General features: G+C 42.2%; 23 protein-coding genes. 14 read left to right on the top strand and 9 right to left on the bottom strand.

Features of this window, described 5'->3' with window-relative positions; genetic code table 11:
* Positions 1-361: 361 nt before the first annotated feature.
* The 4 genes from AACX33_RS00840 to AACX33_RS00855 form a co-directional block, all read right to left on the bottom strand.
* Positions 362-886, bottom strand: coding sequence for a Ycf51 family protein (locus tag AACX33_RS00840; RefSeq protein ID WP_194001122.1), 525 nt, complete (start codon positions 884-886; stop codon positions 362-364).
* 128 nt (positions 887-1,014) lie between these two features.
* The gene (locus AACX33_RS00845) at positions 1,015-1,938 is read right to left on the bottom strand and encodes an ion channel (RefSeq protein WP_194001124.1); all 924 of its coding nucleotides are present in this window, start codon (positions 1,936-1,938) and stop codon (positions 1,015-1,017) included.
* Positions 1,939-1,978: 40 nt separating this feature from the next.
* The gene (locus AACX33_RS00850) at positions 1,979-3,229 is read right to left on the bottom strand and encodes an O-antigen ligase family protein (protein WP_194001126.1); all 1,251 of its coding nucleotides are present in this window, start codon (positions 3,227-3,229) and stop codon (positions 1,979-1,981) included.
* On the bottom strand, positions 3,226-4,068 hold the full coding sequence (locus AACX33_RS00855; protein ID WP_194001128.1) for a YaaW family protein: 843 nt from the start codon (positions 4,066-4,068) through the stop codon (positions 3,226-3,228). The genes AACX33_RS00850 and AACX33_RS00855 overlap by 4 nt, the downstream gene beginning before the upstream one ends.
* Positions 4,069-4,350: 282 nt before the next feature.
* Here AACX33_RS00855 and AACX33_RS00860 point away from each other — a divergent pair, with 282 nt between their 5' ends.
* Together AACX33_RS00860 and AACX33_RS00865 are read left to right on the top strand one after the other, a co-directional pair.
* The gene (locus AACX33_RS00860; RefSeq protein ID WP_194001130.1) at positions 4,351-5,346 is read left to right on the top strand and encodes an NAD(P)/FAD-dependent oxidoreductase; all 996 of its coding nucleotides are present in this window, start codon (positions 4,351-4,353) and stop codon (positions 5,344-5,346) included.
* A 192-nt stretch (positions 5,347-5,538) separates the two neighbouring features.
* Positions 5,539-5,865 (top strand): type II toxin-antitoxin system HicB family antitoxin, encoded by a 327-nt coding sequence (locus tag AACX33_RS00865; protein ID WP_194001132.1) that lies wholly within the window; start codon positions 5,539-5,541, stop codon positions 5,863-5,865.
* Between the two features lie 24 nt (positions 5,866-5,889).
* Here AACX33_RS00865 and AACX33_RS00870 read toward each other — a convergent pair whose 3' ends face one another.
* Complete coding sequence (locus AACX33_RS00870) at positions 5,890-6,741, bottom strand: M20/M25/M40 family metallo-hydrolase (protein ID WP_194001134.1); 852 nt, start codon at positions 6,739-6,741, stop codon at positions 5,890-5,892.
* A gap of 317 nt (positions 6,742-7,058) precedes the next feature.
* Here AACX33_RS00870 and dnaK point away from each other — a divergent pair, with 317 nt between their 5' ends.
* From dnaK to AACX33_RS00900, 6 genes are all read left to right on the top strand, one after another.
* On the top strand, positions 7,059-9,152 hold the full coding sequence (gene dnaK, locus AACX33_RS00875; RefSeq protein WP_194001137.1) for a molecular chaperone DnaK: 2,094 nt from the start codon (positions 7,059-7,061) through the stop codon (positions 9,150-9,152).
* A 120-nt stretch (positions 9,153-9,272) separates the two neighbouring features.
* The gene (locus tag AACX33_RS00880; RefSeq protein WP_194001139.1) at positions 9,273-10,268 is read left to right on the top strand and encodes a DnaJ C-terminal domain-containing protein; all 996 of its coding nucleotides are present in this window, start codon (positions 9,273-9,275) and stop codon (positions 10,266-10,268) included.
* 641 nt (positions 10,269-10,909) lie between these two features.
* Complete coding sequence (locus tag AACX33_RS00885) at positions 10,910-12,607, top strand: iron uptake porin (RefSeq protein WP_194001378.1); 1,698 nt, start codon at positions 10,910-10,912, stop codon at positions 12,605-12,607.
* 163 nt (positions 12,608-12,770) lie between these two features.
* Positions 12,771-13,532, top strand: a complete 762-nt coding sequence (locus AACX33_RS00890; RefSeq protein WP_194001141.1) for a DUF4476 domain-containing protein — start codon at positions 12,771-12,773, stop codon at positions 13,530-13,532.
* A gap of 141 nt (positions 13,533-13,673) precedes the next feature.
* Positions 13,674-14,213, top strand: a complete 540-nt coding sequence (locus tag AACX33_RS00895) for a DnaJ domain-containing protein (RefSeq protein ID WP_194001143.1) — start codon at positions 13,674-13,676, stop codon at positions 14,211-14,213.
* 149 nt (positions 14,214-14,362) lie between these two features.
* The gene (locus tag AACX33_RS00900; RefSeq protein ID WP_194001145.1) at positions 14,363-14,629 is read left to right on the top strand and encodes a DUF3143 domain-containing protein; all 267 of its coding nucleotides are present in this window, start codon (positions 14,363-14,365) and stop codon (positions 14,627-14,629) included.
* Positions 14,630-14,810: 181 nt separating this feature from the next.
* Here AACX33_RS00900 and AACX33_RS00905 read toward each other — a convergent pair whose 3' ends face one another.
* Both AACX33_RS00905 and AACX33_RS00910 read right to left on the bottom strand, forming a co-directional pair.
* Positions 14,811-15,083, bottom strand: a complete 273-nt coding sequence (locus AACX33_RS00905; protein ID WP_194001380.1) for a hypothetical protein — start codon at positions 15,081-15,083, stop codon at positions 14,811-14,813.
* 168 nt (positions 15,084-15,251) lie between these two features.
* On the bottom strand, positions 15,252-16,340 hold the full coding sequence (locus AACX33_RS00910; protein WP_194001147.1) for a glycosyltransferase family 4 protein: 1,089 nt from the start codon (positions 16,338-16,340) through the stop codon (positions 15,252-15,254).
* A gap of 570 nt (positions 16,341-16,910) precedes the next feature.
* Between AACX33_RS00910 and AACX33_RS00915 the strand changes: the two genes are divergently transcribed.
* The 4 genes from AACX33_RS00915 (at position 16,911) to AACX33_RS00930 (ending at position 20,740) form a co-directional block, all read left to right on the top strand.
* Complete coding sequence (locus AACX33_RS00915) at positions 16,911-17,636, top strand: ABC transporter permease (protein WP_194001149.1); 726 nt, start codon at positions 16,911-16,913, stop codon at positions 17,634-17,636.
* 277 nt (positions 17,637-17,913) lie between these two features.
* Positions 17,914-19,725 (top strand): bifunctional serine/threonine-protein kinase/formylglycine-generating enzyme family protein, encoded by a 1,812-nt coding sequence (locus AACX33_RS00920; protein ID WP_194001159.1) that lies wholly within the window; start codon positions 17,914-17,916, stop codon positions 19,723-19,725.
* A gap of 96 nt (positions 19,726-19,821) precedes the next feature.
* A complete protein-coding gene (locus tag AACX33_RS00925; RefSeq protein WP_194001161.1) occupies positions 19,822-20,196 on the top strand; it encodes an NINE protein in 375 nt (124 codons plus the stop codon).
* A gap of 13 nt (positions 20,197-20,209) precedes the next feature.
* Positions 20,210-20,740: a helix-hairpin-helix domain-containing protein gene (locus tag AACX33_RS00930; protein ID WP_194001163.1), complete on the top strand. Its 531-nt coding sequence runs from the start codon at positions 20,210-20,212 to the stop codon at positions 20,738-20,740.
* Between the two features lie 233 nt (positions 20,741-20,973).
* Here the strand turns inward: AACX33_RS00930 and AACX33_RS00935 are convergent, their stop codons facing one another.
* Positions 20,974-21,468 (bottom strand): pentapeptide repeat-containing protein, encoded by a 495-nt coding sequence (locus AACX33_RS00935; protein WP_194001165.1) that lies wholly within the window; start codon positions 21,466-21,468, stop codon positions 20,974-20,976.
* A 31-nt stretch (positions 21,469-21,499) separates the two neighbouring features.
* Complete coding sequence (locus tag AACX33_RS00940; RefSeq protein WP_194001167.1) at positions 21,500-21,667, bottom strand: hypothetical protein; 168 nt, start codon at positions 21,665-21,667, stop codon at positions 21,500-21,502.
* Between the two features lie 44 nt (positions 21,668-21,711).
* On the opposite strand from AACX33_RS00940, the gene gcvT reads away from it, so the two are divergent.
* Together gcvT and gcvH are read left to right on the top strand one after the other, a co-directional pair.
* Positions 21,712-22,848 carry a glycine cleavage system aminomethyltransferase GcvT gene (gcvT, locus tag AACX33_RS00945; protein WP_194001169.1) on the top strand — a complete coding sequence of 379 codons (1,137 nt, stop codon included), beginning with the start codon at positions 21,712-21,714 and terminating at the stop codon, positions 22,846-22,848.
* A 101-nt stretch (positions 22,849-22,949) separates the two neighbouring features.
* Positions 22,950-23,339, top strand: coding sequence for a glycine cleavage system protein GcvH (gene gcvH / locus AACX33_RS00950; RefSeq protein WP_194001171.1), 390 nt, complete (start codon positions 22,950-22,952; stop codon positions 23,337-23,339).
* Positions 23,340-23,458 lie beyond the last annotated feature (119 nt).

Genomic DNA, 23,458 nt, shown 5'->3' on the forward strand with positions numbered 1-23,458 from the left:
GTCCAGGAATTTTCGTTTCCCTTGGCTTTAATCATGCCCATTCGTCTCAAATTCTGAACTACCAAATTTTTGGATATTTATACTTTATATAGTGATTATGTACGAATTTAGGAAAAAATGTAGACACAGAGTGGCTTGCCGCAGGCTACCACAGAGACACAGAGTTATGAGAGTTTGAGAGGTTTTTTGAGCAAGTCTTATTTTAATCTAAAGATAATGATTTACGTATAGTGCAATACAAAAAATATATGTGATTTTGGTAACAAATAAATGGGGTTTTTCCCTGTAGTGAAGAGAGAACCCTTTTAGAGACGTTCAATGGAACGTCTCTACATTCTTTGTTAAAGAGGTCTAATGAAAACTATGAAGCAGCCGAGTTAGGTAATTGATCGAATTTTTCCAAGTAAATTTCGATATCCATATCCGCATCTTCACGGCTAGCTAATGTGCGCTTGATTTGACCCAAGAACAGCGGTACAGAAACCCCTGGTTCAGGATGGATCACAGTACGGGCGCGAATCGTGAGTTGATTGTTTCCCCGTGAACCTAAACGACCGAAAGAATAGAGATTACTAGCCGCTTGACGTAAAGTCGCTTCTAATTCCAAGGGGGTAATATTCGGTGATGTTGCAATTACCGTTTGTGTAGAAGCATTATCATAAACGAGAGTGTATTTGACTGCGCCTGGAATGACAGTGCGACTCAGAGGAACCAACGAGAGAGAAAATAAACCCGCAGTTAGCACCAGCATAAAGCCGGTTGTACCTACCAGCCGAAAGCGGATACCCCATTTAAGAATAAAAGCCAGGACTGCGATCGCCGCGAATACAAGTGTGGCAATACCCGACCATTGGGCATACTGAAGAAAGTCAGCTGTTGAAAGCATACAGATGGGCTACTTAGGCGTATTTTGGTTGATGACCGACACACCCATTTTACCGAGTAGCAGGACTCTCATAATCCAGATTGAGAGCAATTTATTAGACTTATCCGAAAATTAGGGTGGTTAAAAACTCAACCTACTTCCTCTAAAGGTTGGATATCATGGAAATGCTTGTAGTCGATATAGCGATGTCCATCGGCTGTATGATGAATGATATCGACAAAGCGATGATTCCAGAAAATTTCATTAGCACCATAAGTATGACGGGCATGAACGACCTGTGCAACTGTTTCATCGATACCACTGACAGAGATGATCAGCAAAGCATTTGTTTTGGTTAATGATTCTGGAGTCATTCCATATAAAGGACTAAACTCATCAATTATATGCATTACAGACCAGGTTAATGAGAAGCTAGGCGTTTGATGTCTCAGCAGTCTGAGGTCATAAATCCGACGCATAAATTCCCCTTCTGCGGTCACTTCATCACGCGTTAAGTAAACTTTCATCTGTGCCTCCAGGATCATGTTACGGCGCTGATTAGCGGTGCGAAACATCAGAGTAGGCACTCCCTCATGAGGTATGATCACCACAACTCGGCTAAACATGACACGAGCCGTAGGTTTAGAGAACCTGGCAAATGCGAGTCCTGTCATCATAGCAATTCCCATCAGTCCGACCATCGCTTCAATGGTGACAATGATATTGGCGTAAATTGTTTGAGGATACATTGCACCGTAGCCGATGGATGCTAAGGTTTGCACGCTGAAGAAAAAGACATCTAAAAACGAGCCTGGTTGAGCATTAGCAATACAATCTCCCCCTAACCAATAAGCTAGAGCAAATAGGATATTAATAGTTACATAAAAAGTAAAAATGAGGATGACGAAGCCAGTCCAAGGAATTGTCAGCAGCAAATGGTAGGGATCACGCCAGTAGGAATACCATGTACCCATACCCATAATCTCGAACAGTCCATTTTGGATCTTGATGTGAATCTCTGGAATTAGACGCTGTTTTTGCTTTCGTGAAAGTTTCGTCAGTCGAAGTTTCATTGGGAGTAGCCAAAAAAACGGGGAGTTTGACAAATGGGTTCTATACAAGTCCCCAAAGTGCAGAGAACAATAACCAAGAAATTGTATTCAGGCGGAAGTCAAATAAAGTTACGTCTACGGTATTGAATATTGACCACTGTAAAATGACAACAACATAACTGAAAATTATTAATCTATCTTTTTTGTCTATATAGTGAGATTTTTGCAACAATTGCACACCTGCAATCCATATCCAAGCCAGACAACCAAAAAATAAAAGTGCGCTCGGTAAACCAGTTTCAGCCGATAGCATCAAAAATAAGTTGTGGGGATGACCTAAATCAATCTGCATCTGGGCTTTGTAGAGGTCGCTAAAACTGCGTAAACCCCAGCCGGTCCAAGGCCGCTGCTGAGTCAACGACCAAGCAAACTCCCATTGGGTGCTTCGCATTAAAGCCACTGGTCTATCTGGATACATTTGATCATTTAACCGCGCCCAAAAGTAAGCGGGGACAAAGCGGCGAAAGGTTTCAGCAATTGGTGAGGGTGCGAAAGCGGCTAACAGGACGCTAGTAATTACACTGGCAACACCAGCTATAATTAGATGCCAACCTTGATAAAGTGCATAAGCTAAACAGGCAACGATCGCGATCGCCCATCCATTGCGTGAGTCAGTTAAAATCAGAGCCACAAAGCTACTAATTACTGACACCGTTAACAAAATTGTGGGAATTTTAGACCTTAATCGCCATTGTTCTAACCACAAGCCTAATCCGAAAGTGAAGGCGATCGCTAAATAAGCAGCAAAAAGGTTGGCGTGCATGAAAATAGAAGCCATGCGTCCAGGCGGATTTCCTCCAGGGGCGAGTCCTAAATCTAATAAAATCCACAAAACCTGTAACTGGAAACTCCAACCCCAAAACATTTGCCCAAAGCCCATCATCACCACTGGAACCGAACCAATGACGAAAATCCCAGCTATTTGCCGCAATTGGGCAGTTGTTTGAATCAGGGCGCTGAGTCCAGCAAAAACTAGAAAGAATGGTAATAAATTAAACAAGCCCAGAAAAGCCTGTATTTTGTCATCAGCAAAGCTGGAACTAATGATTAGTAATACACTTAACAGAGCAAATCCCCTGTTCAGGGGACTGTGAATAACACTACGGTATTGGACTTGGCAAGTTCTTAATGCTGCCAAAAGTATACTCACACCCCCTAGCAACGGACTCAAGGGAAAAATCAGGAGTCCAATTTGGGTAACATTCCAAGGGGTTTGTAAACGAGGGTTGGGATGATTAAAAGCTAACTTCAAGCTGGTTCCCAATATTCAGCACGGGTGAGACGAATTTGTGCGAGAGCAAAGATGGTGGGGATGATGCGACCATAGTTAGTAGCGATCGCTCTCCATCCTAAATCTGCAAAAAACCAAGTCCACATCACTGGCCCAATGAAGGTAAAAACACTCCGAACTGCCCCATAACGAGCCGCATTCATCGTCATACCCCGTCGCGCCATTTGTAGAGCTACATAGCCTTTAAATTGGGTAGCAGCTGCGTGAGAACCCGCAATTGCAGTTTGTTGAGCTACTTGATATTTAGCAAAATGGATAGCAAATTGCCGGGCTATTTGTTGCAAAACCAATGGCTGAAGAATAGAAGTAACAGCCAAGGCGCTACCACCTTTAACAAGTAATCCCAAGGGATCACGCTGCAATAACAATGGTAGCGGTTGTTTTAAGTCCGACTGGGACAGTTGACGTTGCACCTGCTCGTTTAATTTTTGCTTCTCATTTTCCGGCAATTTTTTCCACACCTGTCCTAATAGATGTAAAAATAACTCAGCTTCTAAATCAACGGTTGTCAGTTCATCAGAATAAGGAATTTTCAAATACTTACAGACTTGAATTAATGCTTGGCGATAAGTTACCTGACTTGTACGCCCCTTTAATACCGTCATCCCATCGGCTGCTAAAAACCGAAACCGATTTTCTAATGTATCTAACCAAGCTTTGTGATTTTGGCTTTGAACCTCAATCGGTTCAGGTGTATGAACGTAATCTAGGGGATTAAATTTACGACTAAACAGAATTGCGGTCAAATCCTGCAATTCCTCTTCTGTTGCTAACTCCAGCACCGCCCTCAGTTCATCCAATTTCCCTTCCTCTCTGCGTGCAGCCTTTATGTACTTTATTCTACTATTAGCAGTCATTAGTCATTGGTCATTAGTCATTGGTCATTGGTCATTAGTCATTGGTCATTGGTTATGAGTATCCCTGAGAATCACGCCTAAATTATGACAATAGTTCCTTAGTGCTACAAGCTCCCAGATTTATCTGTGGGTTGAACAAAAAGACGCTCTCTACGAGACGCTGCGCGAACGCGGACTCGCTAACGCTACGCTATCTAAAATCTAAAATCTAAAATCTAAAATTGTATGACTGATATTGCCATAATTGGTGCCGGAATGGCTGGTTTAATATGCGCCCAAAGGTTAACTGAAGCTGGATATTCGGTGTTGGTGCTGGAAAAGTCCCGTGGTTTAGGCGGACGACTGGCTACACGCCGATTATATGGAACTTGGGCAGATCATGGGGCGTGTTATTTAAAGCCTCAAGGTGAATTATTCCGAAATTTTGTGCAATTGTTATGCGATCGCCATATTTTAGAAGTCTGGACAGATCCGACTCAACCCAACTCAGCACACCGTTATATTGCACCAGATGGAATGAGTGCGATCGCTAAATTTCTCGCCGCAGGTTTACAAATCCAACTAAATCAACGGGTTACAGCTATTCACCCTACTCTTGAAAATCATTGGTGTCTGACTCTCGAAAATAACGAACAATTAACAGCAAAAGCCTTAGTTTTAGCCATTCCAGCGCCCCAAGCTTTGACACTGTTAGCACCATTGGGGGAAGCTGTATTAGGTCAAGAATTTATCGACAATTTGAGTTCTGTAGAATTTTATCCTTCTGTGAGTGCGATCGCTGGATATCCTGCCAAATCCCAACCGCTACCAGATTGGACAGACCGAAAATTTACAGATGATCCTGTTCTGGGATGGATTGGATTAGATAGCAGCAAACGTCCCAACCCTCAACAACCTGTATTTGTCTTACAAAGTAGCGCTAAATACGCAGAACTGCATTTAGAAACCCCAGATTTACAACCAGTGGGAAAAGATATGTTGCAAAAAGCCGCCCAGAAATTAGCGCTTCCCTGGCTAGAAACACCAGAGTGGATGCAAGTACATCGCTGGCGTTACGCTTTTCCTAGTCGTCCGTGGACAAATCCAGTATTATCTGCAAGTTCTGCCACACCTTTAGTATGTTGTGGTGATTGGTGTGGTGGCTATCTTGCCGAAGACGCAATGATTTCTGGACTCGCTGCATCTAGGGAAATTAATTATCTAATAAAGAATAACCCTTGACATAGTATTAATGTTGATACTATTAATACCAATTTAATATAAAGATGCATAAATATAATTTAACCAGAAATCTAGTTCCCCTCCTCGCTTGCGGGGAGGGGCTAGGGGTGGGGTCGAAATAATATGCAGCCTCACAAATAATTGGTATAAAGCAAGTTTTAGATGCGATTGAAAAAATTGAGGAAATGAAAAATGGTTAACTACGACCACTACACCTATAGAGTTACTTGGTCAAGTGATGATCAAGAATTTGTAGTACTGTGTGCCGAATTTCCAAGTTTATCTTATCTCCATGAAAATCGTTCTACTGCACTTGAAGGTATTACAAACTTGGTAAAAGATATAGTAGTTGATATGGAAGCGAATCATGAAAGGATTCCAGAACCTATTGCAGAAAGAAACTACAGTGGTAAATTTCAAGTTCGTATTCCTCCAGAGCTTCATCGTAGACTAGCTATAGAAGCAGCAGAGGAAAATGTTAGTTTAAACCGCTATGTCAGCCTTAAACTTGCATATTAAAGTTTTCCACAATAATTCATTAAATTATAATCGCCGAATCGCAACTTCTAAACCTTCGCAAACACCTGTGAGAAAATCTAAATCCAAAGTAGCGATCGCATCACTAGATTTGTGATAATGGGGATTCCTTAAAAATGCCGTATCTGTCACCATCATGGCTGGATAACCTAAATCCCAAAATGGCGCATGATCACTTTGCCGAGTTTGCGGCACAATTAAACCACGATTCGGCACAGGTAGCCACTGACTAGGTACACCAACTTGGCGAATATGGCGACTCATCCCGATTAAATCGCCAATTGTGCGTAAATTCCCAATTAAAGCGATAAAATCGCCCTGATTGGGATAAAAGCGTTCTAGAAGAGGAGATGGATAACGTTGACAGCCAGGAGTAAAATCACAATATCCCAACATTTCCAGAGATATCATTAAACGCAGAGGTTGCCGTTGCTCATGTAACAAAGCTGCATATGCAGCACTACCCAGCAACCCATATTCCTCCATATCAAAAGCCACCAGCCGTAAAGGATATTTAACCGGTTCAGCCGCAAATTTTCGTGCTAACTCCAACAATACCGCCACACCTGTAGCATTATCATCCGCCCCTGGTGTCCCTGGTACAGCATCGTAATGAGCCGCAATTAAAATTGGTGGTAAATCTTTTTTTTGCGATTTAGTTTGGCAAGGTAAATTGAGAATGAGATTATTACAGCTTTTACTGCCTACTAAAAAGGTGTGGATTTCCACACTTTCCCATTGGGCAAACTCTTGACGGATATATTCTTGAACAAAAAAATGCCCGCCTGTGGCCATGTAAGGGTCGCGTTCTCGCGCTATCTGCCGCAGATGATTTAGTAATCGCTCTTTTAAAATCAAAGCTTTAAAATAGTTGCAGGATTAACTTTTTCTGACAGGAGAAAGGGAAAAGCAACTTTGATCAGGGTGGATTTCCCAAGTTAAATAAACTGTAGAGCTTAGTATTGGCCGGATAAGATTTTAAGCTACTTGGACATACTTAGCATTCCCAATGTTATCCTAGTCTTGCAACTAGCTCCTCAAGCTTAACTCCTCTACTTCTGACCCTAATGATGACTATTATACCATTGAAGTGTTTTCATCCAATAGCAAACAGCTAGAGGTAGTCCCGCATAATCATAATTAAAGTACAAGACACGCTAGGAGAAGAGTAACGCATGGGCAAGGTAGTCGGCATCGACTTGGGTACAACCAACTCAGTAGTCGCCGTAATGGAGGGTGGTAAGCCGGTGGTGATTGCCAATGCAGAAGGAATGCGAACAACCCCCTCTGTTGTCGGCTTCAGCAAAGAGGGCGAAAGGGTGGTTGGGCAAATGGCCAGACGGCAAACAGTTCTCAACCCACAAAATACATTTTTTGCAGTTAAGCGCTTTATCGGGCGGCAGTATGGTGAACTCAGCCAGGAATCTAAGCGTGTACCTTATACTATCCGCAAAGACGAATTAGGTAATATTAAAATTCCCTGTCCCCGTCTCAAAAAGGATTTCGCCCCCGAAGAAATTTCGGCAATGGTGATGAAAAAATTAGCAGAAGATGCTAGTCGCTATTTGGGTGAAGCGGTGACAGGGGCAGTAATTACAGTTCCCGCTTATTTTAATGATTCTCAACGACAGGCTACCCGCGATGCTGGCAGAATTGCCGGTTTGGAAGTGTTGCGGATTCTCAATGAACCGACAGCCGCATCTTTGGCTTATGGCTTAGATAGGGGTACGACTGAAACTATCCTTGTCTTTGACTTGGGCGGTGGTACTTTTGACGTGTCAATTTTGGAAGTCGGCGATGGCATTTTTGAAGTGAAAGCTACCAGTGGAGATACTCAACTGGGTGGTAATGACTTTGATAAACAAATAGTCGATTGGTTGGCAGACCAATTTCTGGAAACTGAAGGGGTAGACTTAAGACGCGAGAGACAATCTCTACAACGTCTCATGGAAGCTGCGGAGAAGGCGAAAATTGAGCTTTCGGCGGTCAGCGTCACTGAGATTAATTTACCTTTCATTACCGCTACTGAAGATGGTCCGAAACATTTAGAAACTCGCCTGACTCGTTCTCAATTTGAAGGTTTATGTATTGACTTAATCAGTCGTATCCGGACACCAGTCAAACGCGCCCTCAAAGATTCTGGACTCTCTCCTGTAGATATTGAGGAAGTGGTGCTAGTTGGTGGTTCTACACGAATGCCCATAGTCAAGCAGTTAGTGCGAGACTTAATTGGCATCGAACCCAATGAAAATGTCAATCCTGATGAAGTTGTAGCCATCGGTGCTGCCATTCAGGCAGGTATTTTGGCGGGTGAACTCAAAGATGTGCTGCTTTTGGACGTGACACCATTATCTTTGGGATTAGAAACCATTGGTGGCGTGATGAAAAAACTGATTCCCCGCAACACTACCATCCCAGTTCGCCGTTCTGATACTTTTTCTACGTCAGAAAATAACCAAAACACTGTGGAAATTCACGTAGTCCAGGGTGAGCGGGAAATGGCATCAAATAACAAGTCCCTGGGACGTTTTAAACTCTATGGCATCCCACCAGCGCCCAGAGGTATTCCCCAGGTTCAGGTATCTTTTGATATCGATGCTAACGGAATTTTGCAGGTGACAGCCGTAGATAGAACCACCGGACGAGAACAAAGCATCACAATTCAAGGCGCTTCTACTTTGAGCGAATCAGAAGTGAATCGGATGATTCAGGATGCTCAAAAATACGCCGATGTTGACCGAGAACGCAAAGAAAGAGTAGAAAAGCGGACTCGTTCTGAAGCTTTGATTTTACAAGCAGAACGCCAACTCAGAGAAGTGGCACTAGAATTTGGGATGCAGTTTGCTCGCAACCGCCGCCAGCGAATTGATGGTATTTGCCGAGAACTGCGGGAAAGTCTCCAGGAAAATGAAGATCGCGGCATTGATCAAGCCTACGCTGACTTGCAAGATGCTTTGTATGAACTGAACCGAGAAGTCCGTGAGTATTATGCTGAGGACGACGATGAGGACTTGTTCGGCACGATTCGGGACATTTTTACGGGTGGCGACAAGGAAAAGGAACGCGATCGCGATTTTTCCCGTGATTCATATCGAGAACGTGATTCTCGTGATTCCCGTGATTCCTATGGCAGGGACTACAACAGAGACTACGATAGGGATTATGGCAGAGATAGCCGTTCCCCTGTCTACGACGACAAGCGTTCGGCTCGCAAACCCTCTCGACCAAGCTACCAGGATAACTGGGATGATGATGATGATTGGTTGTAGTCAATCAATTTGAGATTTGAGATTTTGGATGAAACTGCAATCTCAAATTGCCAATCCAAAATCCAAAATTCTTGAGTCATCAGTCCGTATTACTAAAATTAAAAGTTAAATAATTGAGCTATGCAAAATTTGCAGAATTTTCGCGACTACTACGAAATTTTAGGAATAACTAAGGATGCCTCCGGCGAAGAAATTAAAAAGGTCTATCGGCGGTTAGCAAGGCAATATCACCCCGATCTCAATCCCGGAAACAAAGAAGCAGAGGAAAAGTTTAAAGATATCGGTGAGGCTTACGAAGTCCTTTCTGATCCGGCTAGGCGATCGCAATATGACCAGTTTAGCCGCTACTGGAAGCAGAAAGGCTTTGTCAGTAACAAAGCCCCAAAAGCTAAAAGCTGGGCTGGTTCCGCCAATGGTCGCACTAGCACTGAAGATGTCGATCCAGGACAATTTAACGATTTTGAAAGCTTCATTAATCAAGTTATTGGTGTAGGGGGTCGTAAAGACACCAGAAATGGGGGTAGTAGCACCAAAACAGATCCATTTCGTACTCCTAAAAGCAGAGTTGAATATACAGTTCCTAAAAGCCCGCCGCGCACACCTCGCCGGGATATTGAAGCTAGATTAACTTTACCACTAGAAAAAGCTTATCAAGGGGGTAAAGAACGGATTCGCCTCGAAGATGGGCGATCGCTCGAAGTAAATATGCCCCCAGGTATGGTCACAGGACAAAGTATCCGCTTACGCAACCAAGGTATTGGTGGTGGCGACCTCTACTTAAAAATTACTGTACTGCCCCATGCCCTATTTAAACTAGATGGTTTCAATATATTTTGCCAAGTCCCAGTTACTCCCTGTGAGGCAGTTTTAGGAGGACAAGTAGAAGCACCCACTTTAGATGGCCCAGTGAAAATGACTATCCCTCCAGGGGTGAGGACTGGTCAAAGACTGCGTTTAGCTAATAAAGGTTACCCTAGTGAAAACGATAAACGTGGCGATCAATTAGTAGAAATTCAAATTGTTATGCCCAAGAATCTTACACCTGAAGAACGGGAACTGTATGAAAAATTGCGGGAAATAGAAAGCTTTAAACCCCGCGCTGATTTATTAGGTTAAAAAACACAGATGAATCTGCATACCATGCGGTCAGCCACTACGTGTCTACATCTGTGGTTCCTTATTTCTTCCTAACTACCCAAATACAAAACATTATCGCCATTCCCACCTCAATAGGTACTACAGCAATTATTTGACCTGTATCAAAACTTGTTGGACTTCTTTTTATGTATTATTTATTTAGTCTTTAATTTGAATTTGGCGTTGAATTAAACTTTCTCTTTCTTGCGGTAATCTCGCTAAATTACTTTTGTCCTTAGCACGTTCAGTACCTACTCTTTCTTCAGCAATTGCAATTACTGCATTATTATAGGACTACTATTTGATTTTTGAACAGACACGTAGGGTGTGTTAGCGGTAGCGTAACGCACCAAAGCCTTAATAATGGTGCGTTACGGACTTCATCCTAACGCACCCTACAATACTTAATTTTTTCATAAATCAAACCGGATTCCTATAGGTTTAAGAGGTTGCTATAAAAGCTTTTGATCTTTATAAATCTTTTTCGCTGAAATTATTCAGACGATGATGTACTAATTTTATTCCCGATGGGAGGAAAAAGTTAAGTATATATATCTACGCCTGTGTCTCGATGATCTAAATCGCGGGAATGATCAGAGTGTCTGAACAGTGAGGATATGATGTTAAAAGTTTTATCAGCTTTATTTTTAGCAGCGCCAATAGTTGTGCTTTCTCCCTTTGTATGGGCTGGTGAAGTTCGAGAAATTGATGCTTCTGCCCAAGTAAATTCTGTATCTCAGTTGTCTGATGTACAACCCACAGATTGGGCTTTTAGTGCTGTACAATCTTTAGTAGAACGGTATGGCTGTATAGCAGGATATCCCAACGGTACATTCCAGGGAAATCGCGCCTTAACACGTTATGAGTTTGCAGCTGGTTTAAATGCTTGTTTAGATAGAGTTAATGAGCTAATTGCTACAGCTACATCAGATGTAGTGCAGAAAAAAGATTTAGCAACTATCCAACGACTACAATCAGAATTTAGCTCAGAATTGGCAACTTTGCGGGGACGAATAGATGCAGTAGAAAGCCGAACAGCAGCTTTAGAAAGTCAGCAGTTTTCTACAACTACAAAGCTTTCGGGTGAAGCGATTTTTGCTCTGACTGATGTTTTGAGTGGAGATAGTGACCCCTTTGGAGTTGGTGGATCTGGAAATAACACTATCTTCGCTAACAGAGTTCGTCTGAATTTAGTTAGTAGTTTTACAGGGAGAGATGAGCTAAAAATTAGACTCCAATCTGGTAGCACTCCTCCCCCCCACAGTGAAGGCGGTTTTCGCTATGGTGCAGATGCTTTGATAGCTGCGTTAGGTAGTAGAGAAACAACCCCAGAAGGTGGACAAACATTTAACCAGGGCTTTTCGGAAGCGGGTAGTGTAGAAATCGGGACTGTGAGTTATAAGTTTCCGGTAGGTAATAAATTACGGGCGGTTGTATTTGCCAATCGTGGTGAACACGTAGACTATTTACCGAATGTGTTTAGTGCAGTTGGTGATCAAGATGGTGGTTCTGGTTCACTTTCTACTTTTGCTCAATATAGCCCGATTTATCGCATTGGTTCACGTGGTGCGGGTTTGGGCTTAAATTATGAATTGAGTCCCGCTATTAATTTGAGTTTGGGCTATTTAGCTGCAAATGCTAATAGTCCAGAAGATTTAACTCCCGATAGTAGCAATGGTAAAACGGCTGGAGGTTTATTTAATGGTAACTATTCAGCTTTGGCGCAATTAACTATCGAACCGACAAACAATTTAGCTTTTGGGTTAACTTACGTCAATGCTTATACCGCAGGAATACCCACTTTTCTCAATGATGTGGGGACAACGGCGGCCAATTCTCCCAGTTTAATTTCGGATAATGACCGACGCACGATAAATTCCTATGGTGTAGCGGGGTTGTGGCGAGTTTCTCCCAAATTTGTCGTCAATAGTTGGTTGACGTATACTAATCAACAAGGTAGATCAGCAGGGGCGGATAATGAGAGTGCGGATATTTACAGTTATGCGATCGCCTTAGCGTTTCCTGATTTGGGTAAAGACGGTAATCTGGGAGGTATTGTAGTCGGTGTCCCTCCCTATGCTGATATTTCTGGTTTCGTTCCCTTTTATAGGCCGTTGTTGGCTGGTGCAAATAGGGAGATACTCAGTAACATCCCTAATGCTGCCAAAACACCACTACATCTGGAAGTTTTCTACAAGTATCAATTAAATGATCATATATCCATTACACCAGGTGTAATTTGGCTCGTCGCTCCTAATCAAACCAGCAATAATCCTGATGTAGTCATTGGTACGATTCGCACTACTTTCACGTTTTAATTCAGCTTTTGGCTGACTTAGCTGAGAAATGGGAAATATAGCAGTCCTAAATCATTTCTGAACCTCTTCACTTGGCGACCTTGGCGACTTGGCGGTTCAATAAATTCATAAATCAAAGAGAATGGGTAATATAAGTTCCCTATATTTTGTAAGGTTACACAAAATGAAAACAGAAAAGTCAGTCCAGAAGCAAAGGGATTTGGTCAGGTTTGTTCTGGGAGTATGGACGATGCCAATTTCCACCAACGCCGTTCTGAATAAGCATGGACTGGGTACTCTGCTGCTGAGTTTAGGAATAGCAGGATGGAGTCTACCCGCCCAAGCATCGCCGCAACTCCTCTATGAGTTTCTAGAGGTAAATGGCAATTTATCTACTTGTCTCAACCGTGCCGAAACTGCTATAAAGCGTTCTGGTTTGGTGCGTCAAAATACTAGACAAAACTCGATTAATGCTCAAGGAAAAGAGATCAGCGCTACCATATACTGTCGCCCGATTAATCCTCAGTTATCGGAAGCAATACTGATGGTTGCTGGGACAAAATTTGTCTCTGCGGCTAACTTTAATTCTGTATTCAATTCTATTGTCACAGACATAGGTGAGTCTCCTATTAGTACGCCGCCTCAGTCTAGTGCAACCGTTATCAGTGATGCTGCTTTTAAGCAACTAATGAATGCTTTGAACAGTAACTGGGCTACACCACTTGAGTTCTTAGCTCAGGCGGTTCCTCACAACTACTTCACAGCAGCCCAAGCTACTGAGATTGTCAAGGAGATAAAATTTTCGAGAAATAAGGTACCGGTGGCGGTGATGCTATATCCCCAAGTTGTGGATCGTGGTAATTGGTTTGTGGTCGAGCAGGCTTTTATTTTCGAGAGTGAGCGCCGGGAATTGCGCCGTCAGATTGCTAATTTATCTAGTCAGTAATTGGCGAGAATGGCAGAAATATAAACTAGATTCAAACCTCCAGATAAAGCTGGGGGTCGAAATTATGAAGTTTTGCAGCACGTGAATTGAGAAAAGATTTAAAATATAAAAAACTGAATTGGAGCAAAGTGAATCAAAGCCGTGACTGAAAACGGGACAAAGCGACAAATCAGCAAGAATACAACATATTACGGACTGCTAGGACTGCATCCCTCAGCATCGGTGATTGATATTCGTCGCGCTTATTGGGAATTGAGTAAACAGTATCATCCAGATACTACAGAATTACCTGCTACGGTTGCGACTACCAAATTTCAGCAAATTAATGAAGCTTACGCCACTCTCAGTAGTCCAGAACGGCGTTTAAGTTATGATGTGAAAATTGGCTATTCTCGGTTTGGAGTAATTCAAGCACCAACGGATTTAAACCATCCGGTGCGTAAACCTTACGATTACTCAAAATCAATGTATCTCGATGCCAGCGATCGCCCCTTATCAGCCGGAGAAATCTTTGTATTATTTGTGTTAGGCTTAACCTTGGCAGGTTGTGTATTAGTAGCGATCGCTGTTGGTCTGATTCGTGGTGACAGCAGCATCCCCAGCCAAGTTACCCCAGCACAAATTACCCATATTTCTCTAGTACAAGTTGGTGTAAATAAACAGACCATTCAAAATCCATGAAAAGCCCATTTTATCAGCTTTTTGACTTTTGACTTTTGACTTTTGACTTCACGGCGGTACTAGTCCCCAGCCCTGGACAAGTTAAGATTATTGAATTTTGATTTTTTAGTGATAAATTTGAATTTTTGAGTTGTTTTATTGAGTTTTTTATGCTTACCCCTGACACACCTTTATATAGTCATTCGCTACCACAAATCGAGAAGTGGTTAAAAGAGCAAGGCTGTCAACAAGATGAAAATGAGCTACATTGTTGGCGTGTAAAACGACCTAGTTGGCAAGCTGAACTGTGGCTTGATGTTGAGCAAATTACAGTCAGATATATCAAATCTGGAGAAAATGACCAAGAAATGCAACGCTCATTTAAATATTCTCTCAGTCGCGAAGATATAGAACAAGCTGTGTTTTCTGGCCCCTAAAACAGAATGGAGCGATTACAGCAGTTTTCATTGAGATCAAGTCCAGATTTATTGTATCTGCTCAATAAGTAGGGGCAGCAAAGAAAAATCAGGTCAGCGAGGGACAGGCATTATGCAGCTTTTTCCTGCTACTACTGAACAAGACTTTGACGCTTGCCGAGGGTAGCGCAGGCAATTTAATCTACAGGATTTTTGAGCCGATAATACCAATAAATACTGCAAGACCTAGCGCTCTGCGAAAGTAATTAACACCTTGAAATAATTCCATCCACGCCCAAGTAAATAAGGAACCATTTGCCAGTACGTCTAACACTGTATTAACTTTGCCATCTGTAAAAATTAGAGCTAATATACTAGCTACTATCCAAACAATCAGCGGTAGGTTTGGCATCTGAGCTAAAACAATTTCGCCATTGCTGTCACGGAATGTTTGATCAAATAATGTATTTTCCATCATTTCTAATTGTAATTCTTTAATCAACACGCGCACCAGTTTTCTCCCAGTGTTGCCAAGGGCTACTCGCTAGTGCGGAATCATCAACTTTATTTTAGGTAATTGCTCATGGTTTGTGTCAGTTACCCATTCTCAATTACCTATAACTATTTCTGAAAATGAAGCATCTCAGGAATTGCTGCTCATACCTAGACTCACCACATCCTGGATATTAGCATTTTGAGCAGATTTTTCTTGGATAATTTGCCGATATACTGCCTCATAACCATCGGTCATTTGTTGCAGGCTAAAGTAATTTTCGACATACTCTCGGCAAACATAGCGGTCTAACTGCCTTACCTGATCAATAGCACTAATAAATTCTGCCACGTTATTGCATAGAAAGCCAGACTTTCCGTGTTTAATTACCTCAACAGTAGATCCGAGTTTCATCGCAATCACGGGTGTACCTGCTGCCATTGATTCTACCATCACTAACCCAAAAGGTTCTCGCCAAGTGATGGGGAAAAGAGTTGCGACTGCACCTCCCATCAGGGCATTTTTTTGGCTATGGTTTGCTTCACCCAAATACTCAATTTGCTGACCATCGATGTGTGGCTTGATTTGTTCCTCAAAGTATTCTTGGTCAACTACATCGACCTTCCCGGCGATTTTCAAATGGTAACCTGTTTGTTTAGCAATGGCGATCGCTAAGTGTGTGCCTTTCTCCGGAGATATCCGCCCTAAAAACGCCAAGTATGGTGGATTATCCGGTTGGGGATGAAATTTATAACTGTTAACATCAATCCCATTGTAAACCGTTGATACATAGTTTAAGCCTAACCTGAGTTCCCTCTGGGCATTGGAAATACTCACAAAAGGTTGGTTTTTAGCATACTGAAACATCTTTTCGTTATCAGGGGTAAAAATACCATGTAAGGTATGAATCGTGGGTGTTTTAATCAGATTCGCATAGGGTAGTGCCGCACAGCATACATGGGAATGAATAATGTCAAATTCCTCTGCCCGTTCATAGACAAAACCTAGTTGTAACATTTCATATATGTTATGTTCTTTCACGTCTGGATCGAGTCTTAAGGCACGGGGATGAACTGATACTAGCTTTGCCAAACTAATAGAATCTCCTGAAGCAAATAGCGTAACTTCATGTCCCCGGCGAACTAATTCATCAGTTAGTAATCCTACCACTAACTCTATTCCGCCATAAGCTGGAGGCGGTACTCTCTCTAATAATGGGGCAATTTGAGCAATTCGCATCACAAAACTCCTGCAAAATAAGCTGAAAACGATCTATCTGTTGGCTGTTTTTCCAGTGCCTTAAAAGGATTTAATTAGCACTTTCAAATTCAATTCAATACCAATTTTATAAACAGGTTCATTAAAATTATATTGTCCATATCCTAAATTTCCTTTCTACCTTTGTAGGGAAATATGGCTTTTTTTAGGACATAAATTAGATTATTTTTATTTAAAAATTCAGCTAATCTAATCTTGGCGATTTTCTGGAAAATGTTGGTTAAATTTGGCAATTTTTTCCCAAAATTCAATTTCTGGAACCAAGTTTTTCGGATGTTTTTCCTCGTCTCTGATTTTTGTTCGTCTCACCCCACAGCCAGAAGGTAATAAAATCTATGCATCTGAAGAAGGAGTATTTCCCACTTTTCCACTCCCTACTTCCCCACTCTTGACAATGTAAAATATTTATGTTATACAGAACACGTTCATCAGTTATAAAAAATCACAAATATACTAAACGTGCATATTTCTTCATCAAAAAAACCGCGTGTCTCCTGGCAGGCGGTTTTCACAGTAGTTCTATATGTATTTATGTATTTGCCTATACTGGTACTGGGCTTTTATAGCTTCAACCAGTCTCCCTACAGTGCATCTTGGCAAGGATTCACTCTTGATTGGTACTACAAATTATTCAGCGACGAGCGGATTTTATCAGCTTTGAAAAATAGTTTGATAGTGGCCTTTTGTGCGGTGGGTATTTCGGCTGTGTTGGGAACCTTAATGGCGGTAGGATTGGCACGTTATCAGTTTTTGGGTAAGAATTTGTATCGTGGTATTTCTTACCTACCATTAATTATTCCAGATATTGCGATCGCAGTAGCTACTTTAGTTTTTCTCGCCGCCTTTGCCGTTCCCTTGAGTTTGTGGACAATTATTGCCGCTCATATCGTATTTTGCCTAGCTTATATCGGAGTTGTAGTTTCTTCCAGACTGACAAATTTAGATCCCCACTTAGAAGAAGCAGCGTTAGATTTAGGCGCGACACCAATCCAAGCATTTATAAAAGTATTACTACCTCAGTTAATGCCTGGTATTATAGCTGGCTGTCTCCTAGCTTTTGTACTGAGTTTAGATGACTTTCTCATTGCCAGTTTCACATCAGGTAGCGGTTCTAACACCCTACCTCTAGAAATTTTTAGTCGCATTAGAACAGGAGTTCAGCCTGATATGAATGCTTTGAGTGTTCTCCTGATTACAGTATCGGCAATTGTCGCCTTTATAGCTGAATTTATTCGTGCTTTTGATCACAATAAATAACTGGTAAACTGTACAAAATTAACCGGATAGAGACAGACTTGACAAATTCCAGAGTTTCACAATATTATTTCTCTTGTGATCAAAATTCAAAATATATAATCTCCGAATTATTCGTATTTAAATACTACCTAGAACCAAATATAAATTAAATTTCTGCCTGTCTATTTTTCCTATAAGTATATATGCAGATGTAGTTCAGGTTGATTTGTCTATATATGTATTTTGAATTTGATCTCATTGGGGCTAACTTTGGATAAGATGCTATTTCCTCCTCATTATGCAAATTTGCCAAAATCCCAATTGCTCGAATCCATTCAACCCTGAAGGCAATAGATTTTGCATGAGTTGCGGACAAAGTAACTTTGGCAAATTTATGCGAAATCGCTATCGCGTCTTGAGACTTTTAGGTGAAGGTGGATTTAGCAGAACTTATGCAACTGAAGACGCAGACAGACTGAATGCGCCTTGCGTCATCAAACAATTTTTTCCTCAAGTTCAAGGTACAATCCAACGCAACAAAGCCGCCGAATTTTTCAAAGAAGAGGCATTTCGGTTATATGAATTAGGAGAAAATCATACTCAAATTCCCAGATTATTGGCTTATTTTGAACAAGGTTCCAGCTTGTATCTGGTGCAAGAATTTATCGAAGGGCAAACTCTTTTACAAGAAGTTCAGCAAAAACCTTTTACTGAAGAGCAAATTTACCAGCTTTTAACTGATTTATTACCAGTTCTGCAATTTGTTCATGCTGCTAACGTGATTCATCGAGATATCAAACCAGAAAACATCATTCGCCGTGACAGTGATGGGAAACCAGTATTAATTGACTTTGGTGGTGCTAAACAGGTCACACAAACAACTTTAGCTAGACAAGCTACGGTGATTTATACCATTGGTTATGCACCATCTGAACAAATGGCGGGATTTCCTTGTCATGGAAGTGATTTATATGCTTTGGGTGTAACTTGCGTGCGTCTGTTAACGCAATGTTTACCATGCCAAAATACTTATGGGGAAATTAATGATCCTCTTTATGATGCCATGAACGGTAATTGGTTATGGCAAGAAGAATTACAGAAAAAAGGCATGACTATCGGCGACGAATTAAGCCAAATTTTAAATAAATTATTAAAACATTTAGCGAGTGAAAGATATCAAACAGCCACAGAGGTGATCAATGATTTGAAATCTCTCAAAAAAACGGCTATTGAAGTAAAAGGTCGAGAAATTCCTTTACCTGTATTAATCAAATTACCACCACCAAAGAAAGTCACACCTCCATTACCCCCCTTAGAAACATTTAAGTTTGAAGTAGTTACACTAGATACAGCAGGTAGAGAAGTCAACCGCAATTTCCTGAGCGCCAAATTTTTTGCCGAAAAAATCAGCCAAGCCATAACACTGGAAATGGTGTCAATTCCCGGTGGTAGTTTCATGATGGGTTCGCCAGAGTTTGAAGGAGATGCTGACGAACGTCCTCAACACGAAGTGATTCTCAACCCATTCTTTATGGGTAAATATCCCGTAACTCAAGCTCAATGGAAAGCTGTAGCCGCTTTACCTCAAGTCAAACAACGGTTAAATCCTCATCCCTCAAAATTTAAAGGTGCTAATCTTCCTGTAGAAAGAGTCTCTTGGTACGAAGCGGTAGAATTTTGCGCCAGACTGTCCGCAAAAACCGGACGTGAATATCGTTTACCCAGCGAATCTGAATGGGAATATGCTTGTCGCGCCGGAACTACGACTTCGTTCCACTTTGGGGAAATGATTACCAGTGATTTAGTGAATTGTAGCTGCAAAGAAACAACCGATGTCGGCAGTTTTGAGGTGGCAAACGCTTTCGGATTGTATGATATGCACGGGCTGGTGTGGGAGTGGTGTGCTGATACTTGGCATAATGATTATCGGGGCGCACCTGCTGATGGAACGGCCTGGGAAGTTGAGGGTGACTTTTATCGTCGCTTATTACGTGGCGGTTCTTGGAGTTTTAGTGCAGAACTTTGTCGTAGCGCTAGCCGGAGTTGGAATGATTCTGATGGTGGTTTGAGGATATGCGGTTTTCGGGTGGTATTTTCCACAGTTCCCTAGTAGCACTGCGTTTAAAGTCTATATTAAACCGCTCCACACATCGGCTATGTATCATATCCTTAAAGAAACTGTGGTCGTGGTAGGTTGATGGGGAAGATGTTAACAAAACGCAAAAGTCGCAGCATTGCGGCAATTTTAGCTTTATCCGGGACGCTGACTATTTCCGGGTTACATAAGTTTTATTTGGGACAACCGTTGTGGGGTGTGTTGTATGTGTTGCTTTCCTGGACACCTATCCCCAAGGTAGCCAGCGCTATTGAGGGCGTTTGGTATTTAGCGCAAGATGAGGAAGCTTTTGACCGTCATTTTAATTTGGGTAAGTCAGCAGTGAAGAACTCACCACAAAGGAGTAATCAGGTGGAAGCGATCGCTAACGCTGTGCGTGAGTTAGATACTCTGCGTCAAGATGGACTGATTACTGAGTACGAATTTGAGCAAAAGCGCCGCCAGCTGCTAGACCAAATTTCTTGATGAACCAAAAAATATGAACTGGCTACCTTTAAATTCCAAGTTGCAAAAACTCCGTGCCAAACTCCTCAATGACCCTTATTATCGATTACAGTCTGGGGAGGAAATTCAGCTGGCGGTAAAATTGGGGATACGGATTGATGCGAATCAAGCGACTGTGGATGATTGGTTACGGCTACCTGGTTTGTCAATTCACCAAGGGCGATCGCTTGTGGAACTTTCCCGCTCTGGTGTTAAATTTTACTGCATTGAAGATGTGGCTGCGGCTTTAGCTATACCGACTCAGCGACTCGAACCCTTAAAGCCTCTGCTAATTTTTATTTACTATGACAACGAATCTTTAGATTATCCGACTCAGTTAGTTAACCCGAATACGGCGACGGTTGAACAATTAGTGACAATTCCTTTTATGGATGTATCTCTGGCTGAGGCTGTCGTTCAAAATCGTCTATCGGCTGGGCTTTACCGCAACTTGGCTGATTTACAGCGACGGTTGGATCTACCTGGTGAGGCGATCGCCCAGCTGATGTATTTTCTCCGCTTTTGATACAGAACCTCACGCCCTACAAACCGAATTGCACTGTAAATCCGGTTCCCCTCCTCGCTGGCGCTACGGTGTACACACAAGTCTTGTCTGTCTGCCTTTGAGCCTGTTTTGCCCCCTAAATCCCTCAAGTTTGGGGGACTTTGAAAAATCTTGTTCCCCCATAATTGGGGGTTAGGGGGCGATTCGATCACTTCTGTGTACACCGTAGCCTTGGTAGGTTGAAGTTCCTTCTTTTATCTACATTCCAAAGACTCGCGAGTATCCACACCAGTCTGAGAATTCACCCCACTAGCCTGAGTGCAGAGTTTTTTAATCTGCGTCCCATCTAAAATTGCATTGGTAAAATCAGCCCCCGTGATGTCAACATCATCAAAAACCGAACGTAACATCATGGCGTTAGTGAATATCGCATCAGTGAAATCCCCACCCTTGAACTGTGTCAAATAAGCGATACCATCACTAAAATCGACACCATGCATATTCACTCCCTCCAACAGCGAACCGTTAAATACGCCGCCACGGAAATCAGCATTGCTAAAATTAGTATTCTCTAAAATCACATTGGTAAACTCAGATCCCACCAAATTTTGACCAGAGTAATCCTTAATCTCAACTTCATCACCCACAGAACGGGTAATGCTGGAAGAACTAGCAGCTTGCGCCGAGAGGGGAAACAAAAACAGAACCATAGCTAAAACACAGCTAGCCAGTAGTTGCCAATACTTCATAATCTTTTATTAACAAATCTCAACAATTGCACTATTTACCATTAAACCTTACAGCTAACTCCAACTGTTGTGATTTGCCAGAGATTTGTAAATCGTCTAAATAAACCAACCATTCCCAGTCAATGAAAAGCCTGAGATTTTTTGACTTTTGACTTTTGACTTCCGCGTAGCGTCGCTTGCCTGTCAAACTATCAACCATCTCTTAGGATATAGAGATATTGACGTGCGATCGCAAAAATACCTGTGGCTAATCAACAAGACATCACCCAAGCCCTAGCGCGAACCCCCCTATATCAAAGGAGTGCAGAACTCAAAGCCCGCTTTACCAGCTTTGGCGGTTGGGAAATGCCTGTACAATTTGCTGGTATTAGCAAAGAACACGAAGCAGTGAGAAACGCCGCTGGAATGTTCGATATTTCCCACATGGGCAAATTTACCCTCCAAGGTAAACACCTAATTGACCAACTTCAGCGTTTAGTGCCTTCAGACTTGCACCGATTGCAACCAGGTCAAGCGCAATACACCGTATTGTTAAATCCCCAAGGGGGAATTATTGACGATATCATTGTCTATTTTCAGGGTGAAGATGCCACTGGTAGACAACAGGCTGTAATTATTGTCAATGCCTCAACCACAGATAAAGATCAAGCATGGCTATTACAACAGCTTGATCTCAATCAGGTAGAATTTCAAGACCTATCGCCAGAAAAAGTTTTAATTGCCGTCCAAGGGCCAAAAGCAGCGAAATATCTCCAGGCCTTAGTAGAGTCAGACTTAGAACCAATTAAAGCCTTTGGTCATCTCCCCGCAACAATACTGGGTAAACCTGCTTTTATAGCCCGCACAGGTTACACCGGCGAAGATGGTTTTGAGGTGATGGTTGATCCAGAAGTCGGAGTAGAATTGTGGGAAAAACTTTATCAAGCTGGCGTTACCCCCTGCGGACTTGGTGCTAGAGATACCCTGCGACTAGAAGCAGCAATGGCACTTTATGGACAAGATATCGACGACACCACCACACCCCTAGAAGCAGGTTTGAGTTGGCTGGTTCACCTCGATACCAAAGGTGATTTTATCGGTCGAGAAGTTTTAGCACAGCAAAAAGCCGATGGAGTGCAGAAGCGATTAATCGGCTTACAAATGTCAGGGCGTAATATCGCCCGTCACGGCTACCCAGTTGTCTCAGCAGGTGAAGTTGTGGGAGAAATTACTAGTGGGACATTATCGCCTACACTTGGTTATCCCATAGCCTTAGCCTACGTTCGTACACAGCTAGCAAAGGTTTGTCAACAGCTAGAGGTAGAAATTCGGGGCAAAACTTACCCAGGCGTTGTAGTAAAACGTCCCTTTTATCGCGCCAAAAATCGTGTCACTAGCTGATAATGTGTGTTGAGTTACTCAATCTCAACTATGGTTAATAACCGACCATAACTTGGATAACTTTGGGGCGCTAACTATTTTGATATCGAAGGAAAACTGATATGTCGTTTGAATATCCGCAGGATTTTAGATACCTGGATACTCATGAATATGTGCGGCTAGATGGTGAAATTGGCACCATTGGCATTACTGAATTTGCTGTAGACCAAATGGGTGATGTCGTATTTTTGGAATTACCAGACATTGGTGATTTGCTGACCAAGGGTGAAACTTTTGGCACAATTGAATCTGTGAAAGCCGTTGAAGACCTGAATTCACCAGTCACCGGCACAGTCATAGAACGCAATGAAGCTTTGATTGAATCTCCCGAAGAAATAGCAGATGACCCTTATGGGGAAGCCTGGCTATTAAAAGTACGTGTCAATGATGCAGATGAAGTTCTGGATGCTTTGACAGCCGATGAGTATCGCGCCCTAGTAGAAGGCGAGTAGAAGAGTCAGGGGGAATAATTCTTAATTTACTCCCCCACTTCACAATAGACATCTGCTGACCTCTCTTGACTCTGTGTCCTCTGCGTCCTCTGTGGTTTGTTTTTCCTGAATTATTCCTA

This window comes from Nodularia sp. LEGE 04288 (assembly GCF_963896525.1).
Lineage (GTDB): Bacteria > Cyanobacteriota > Cyanobacteriia > Cyanobacteriales > Nostocaceae > Nodularia.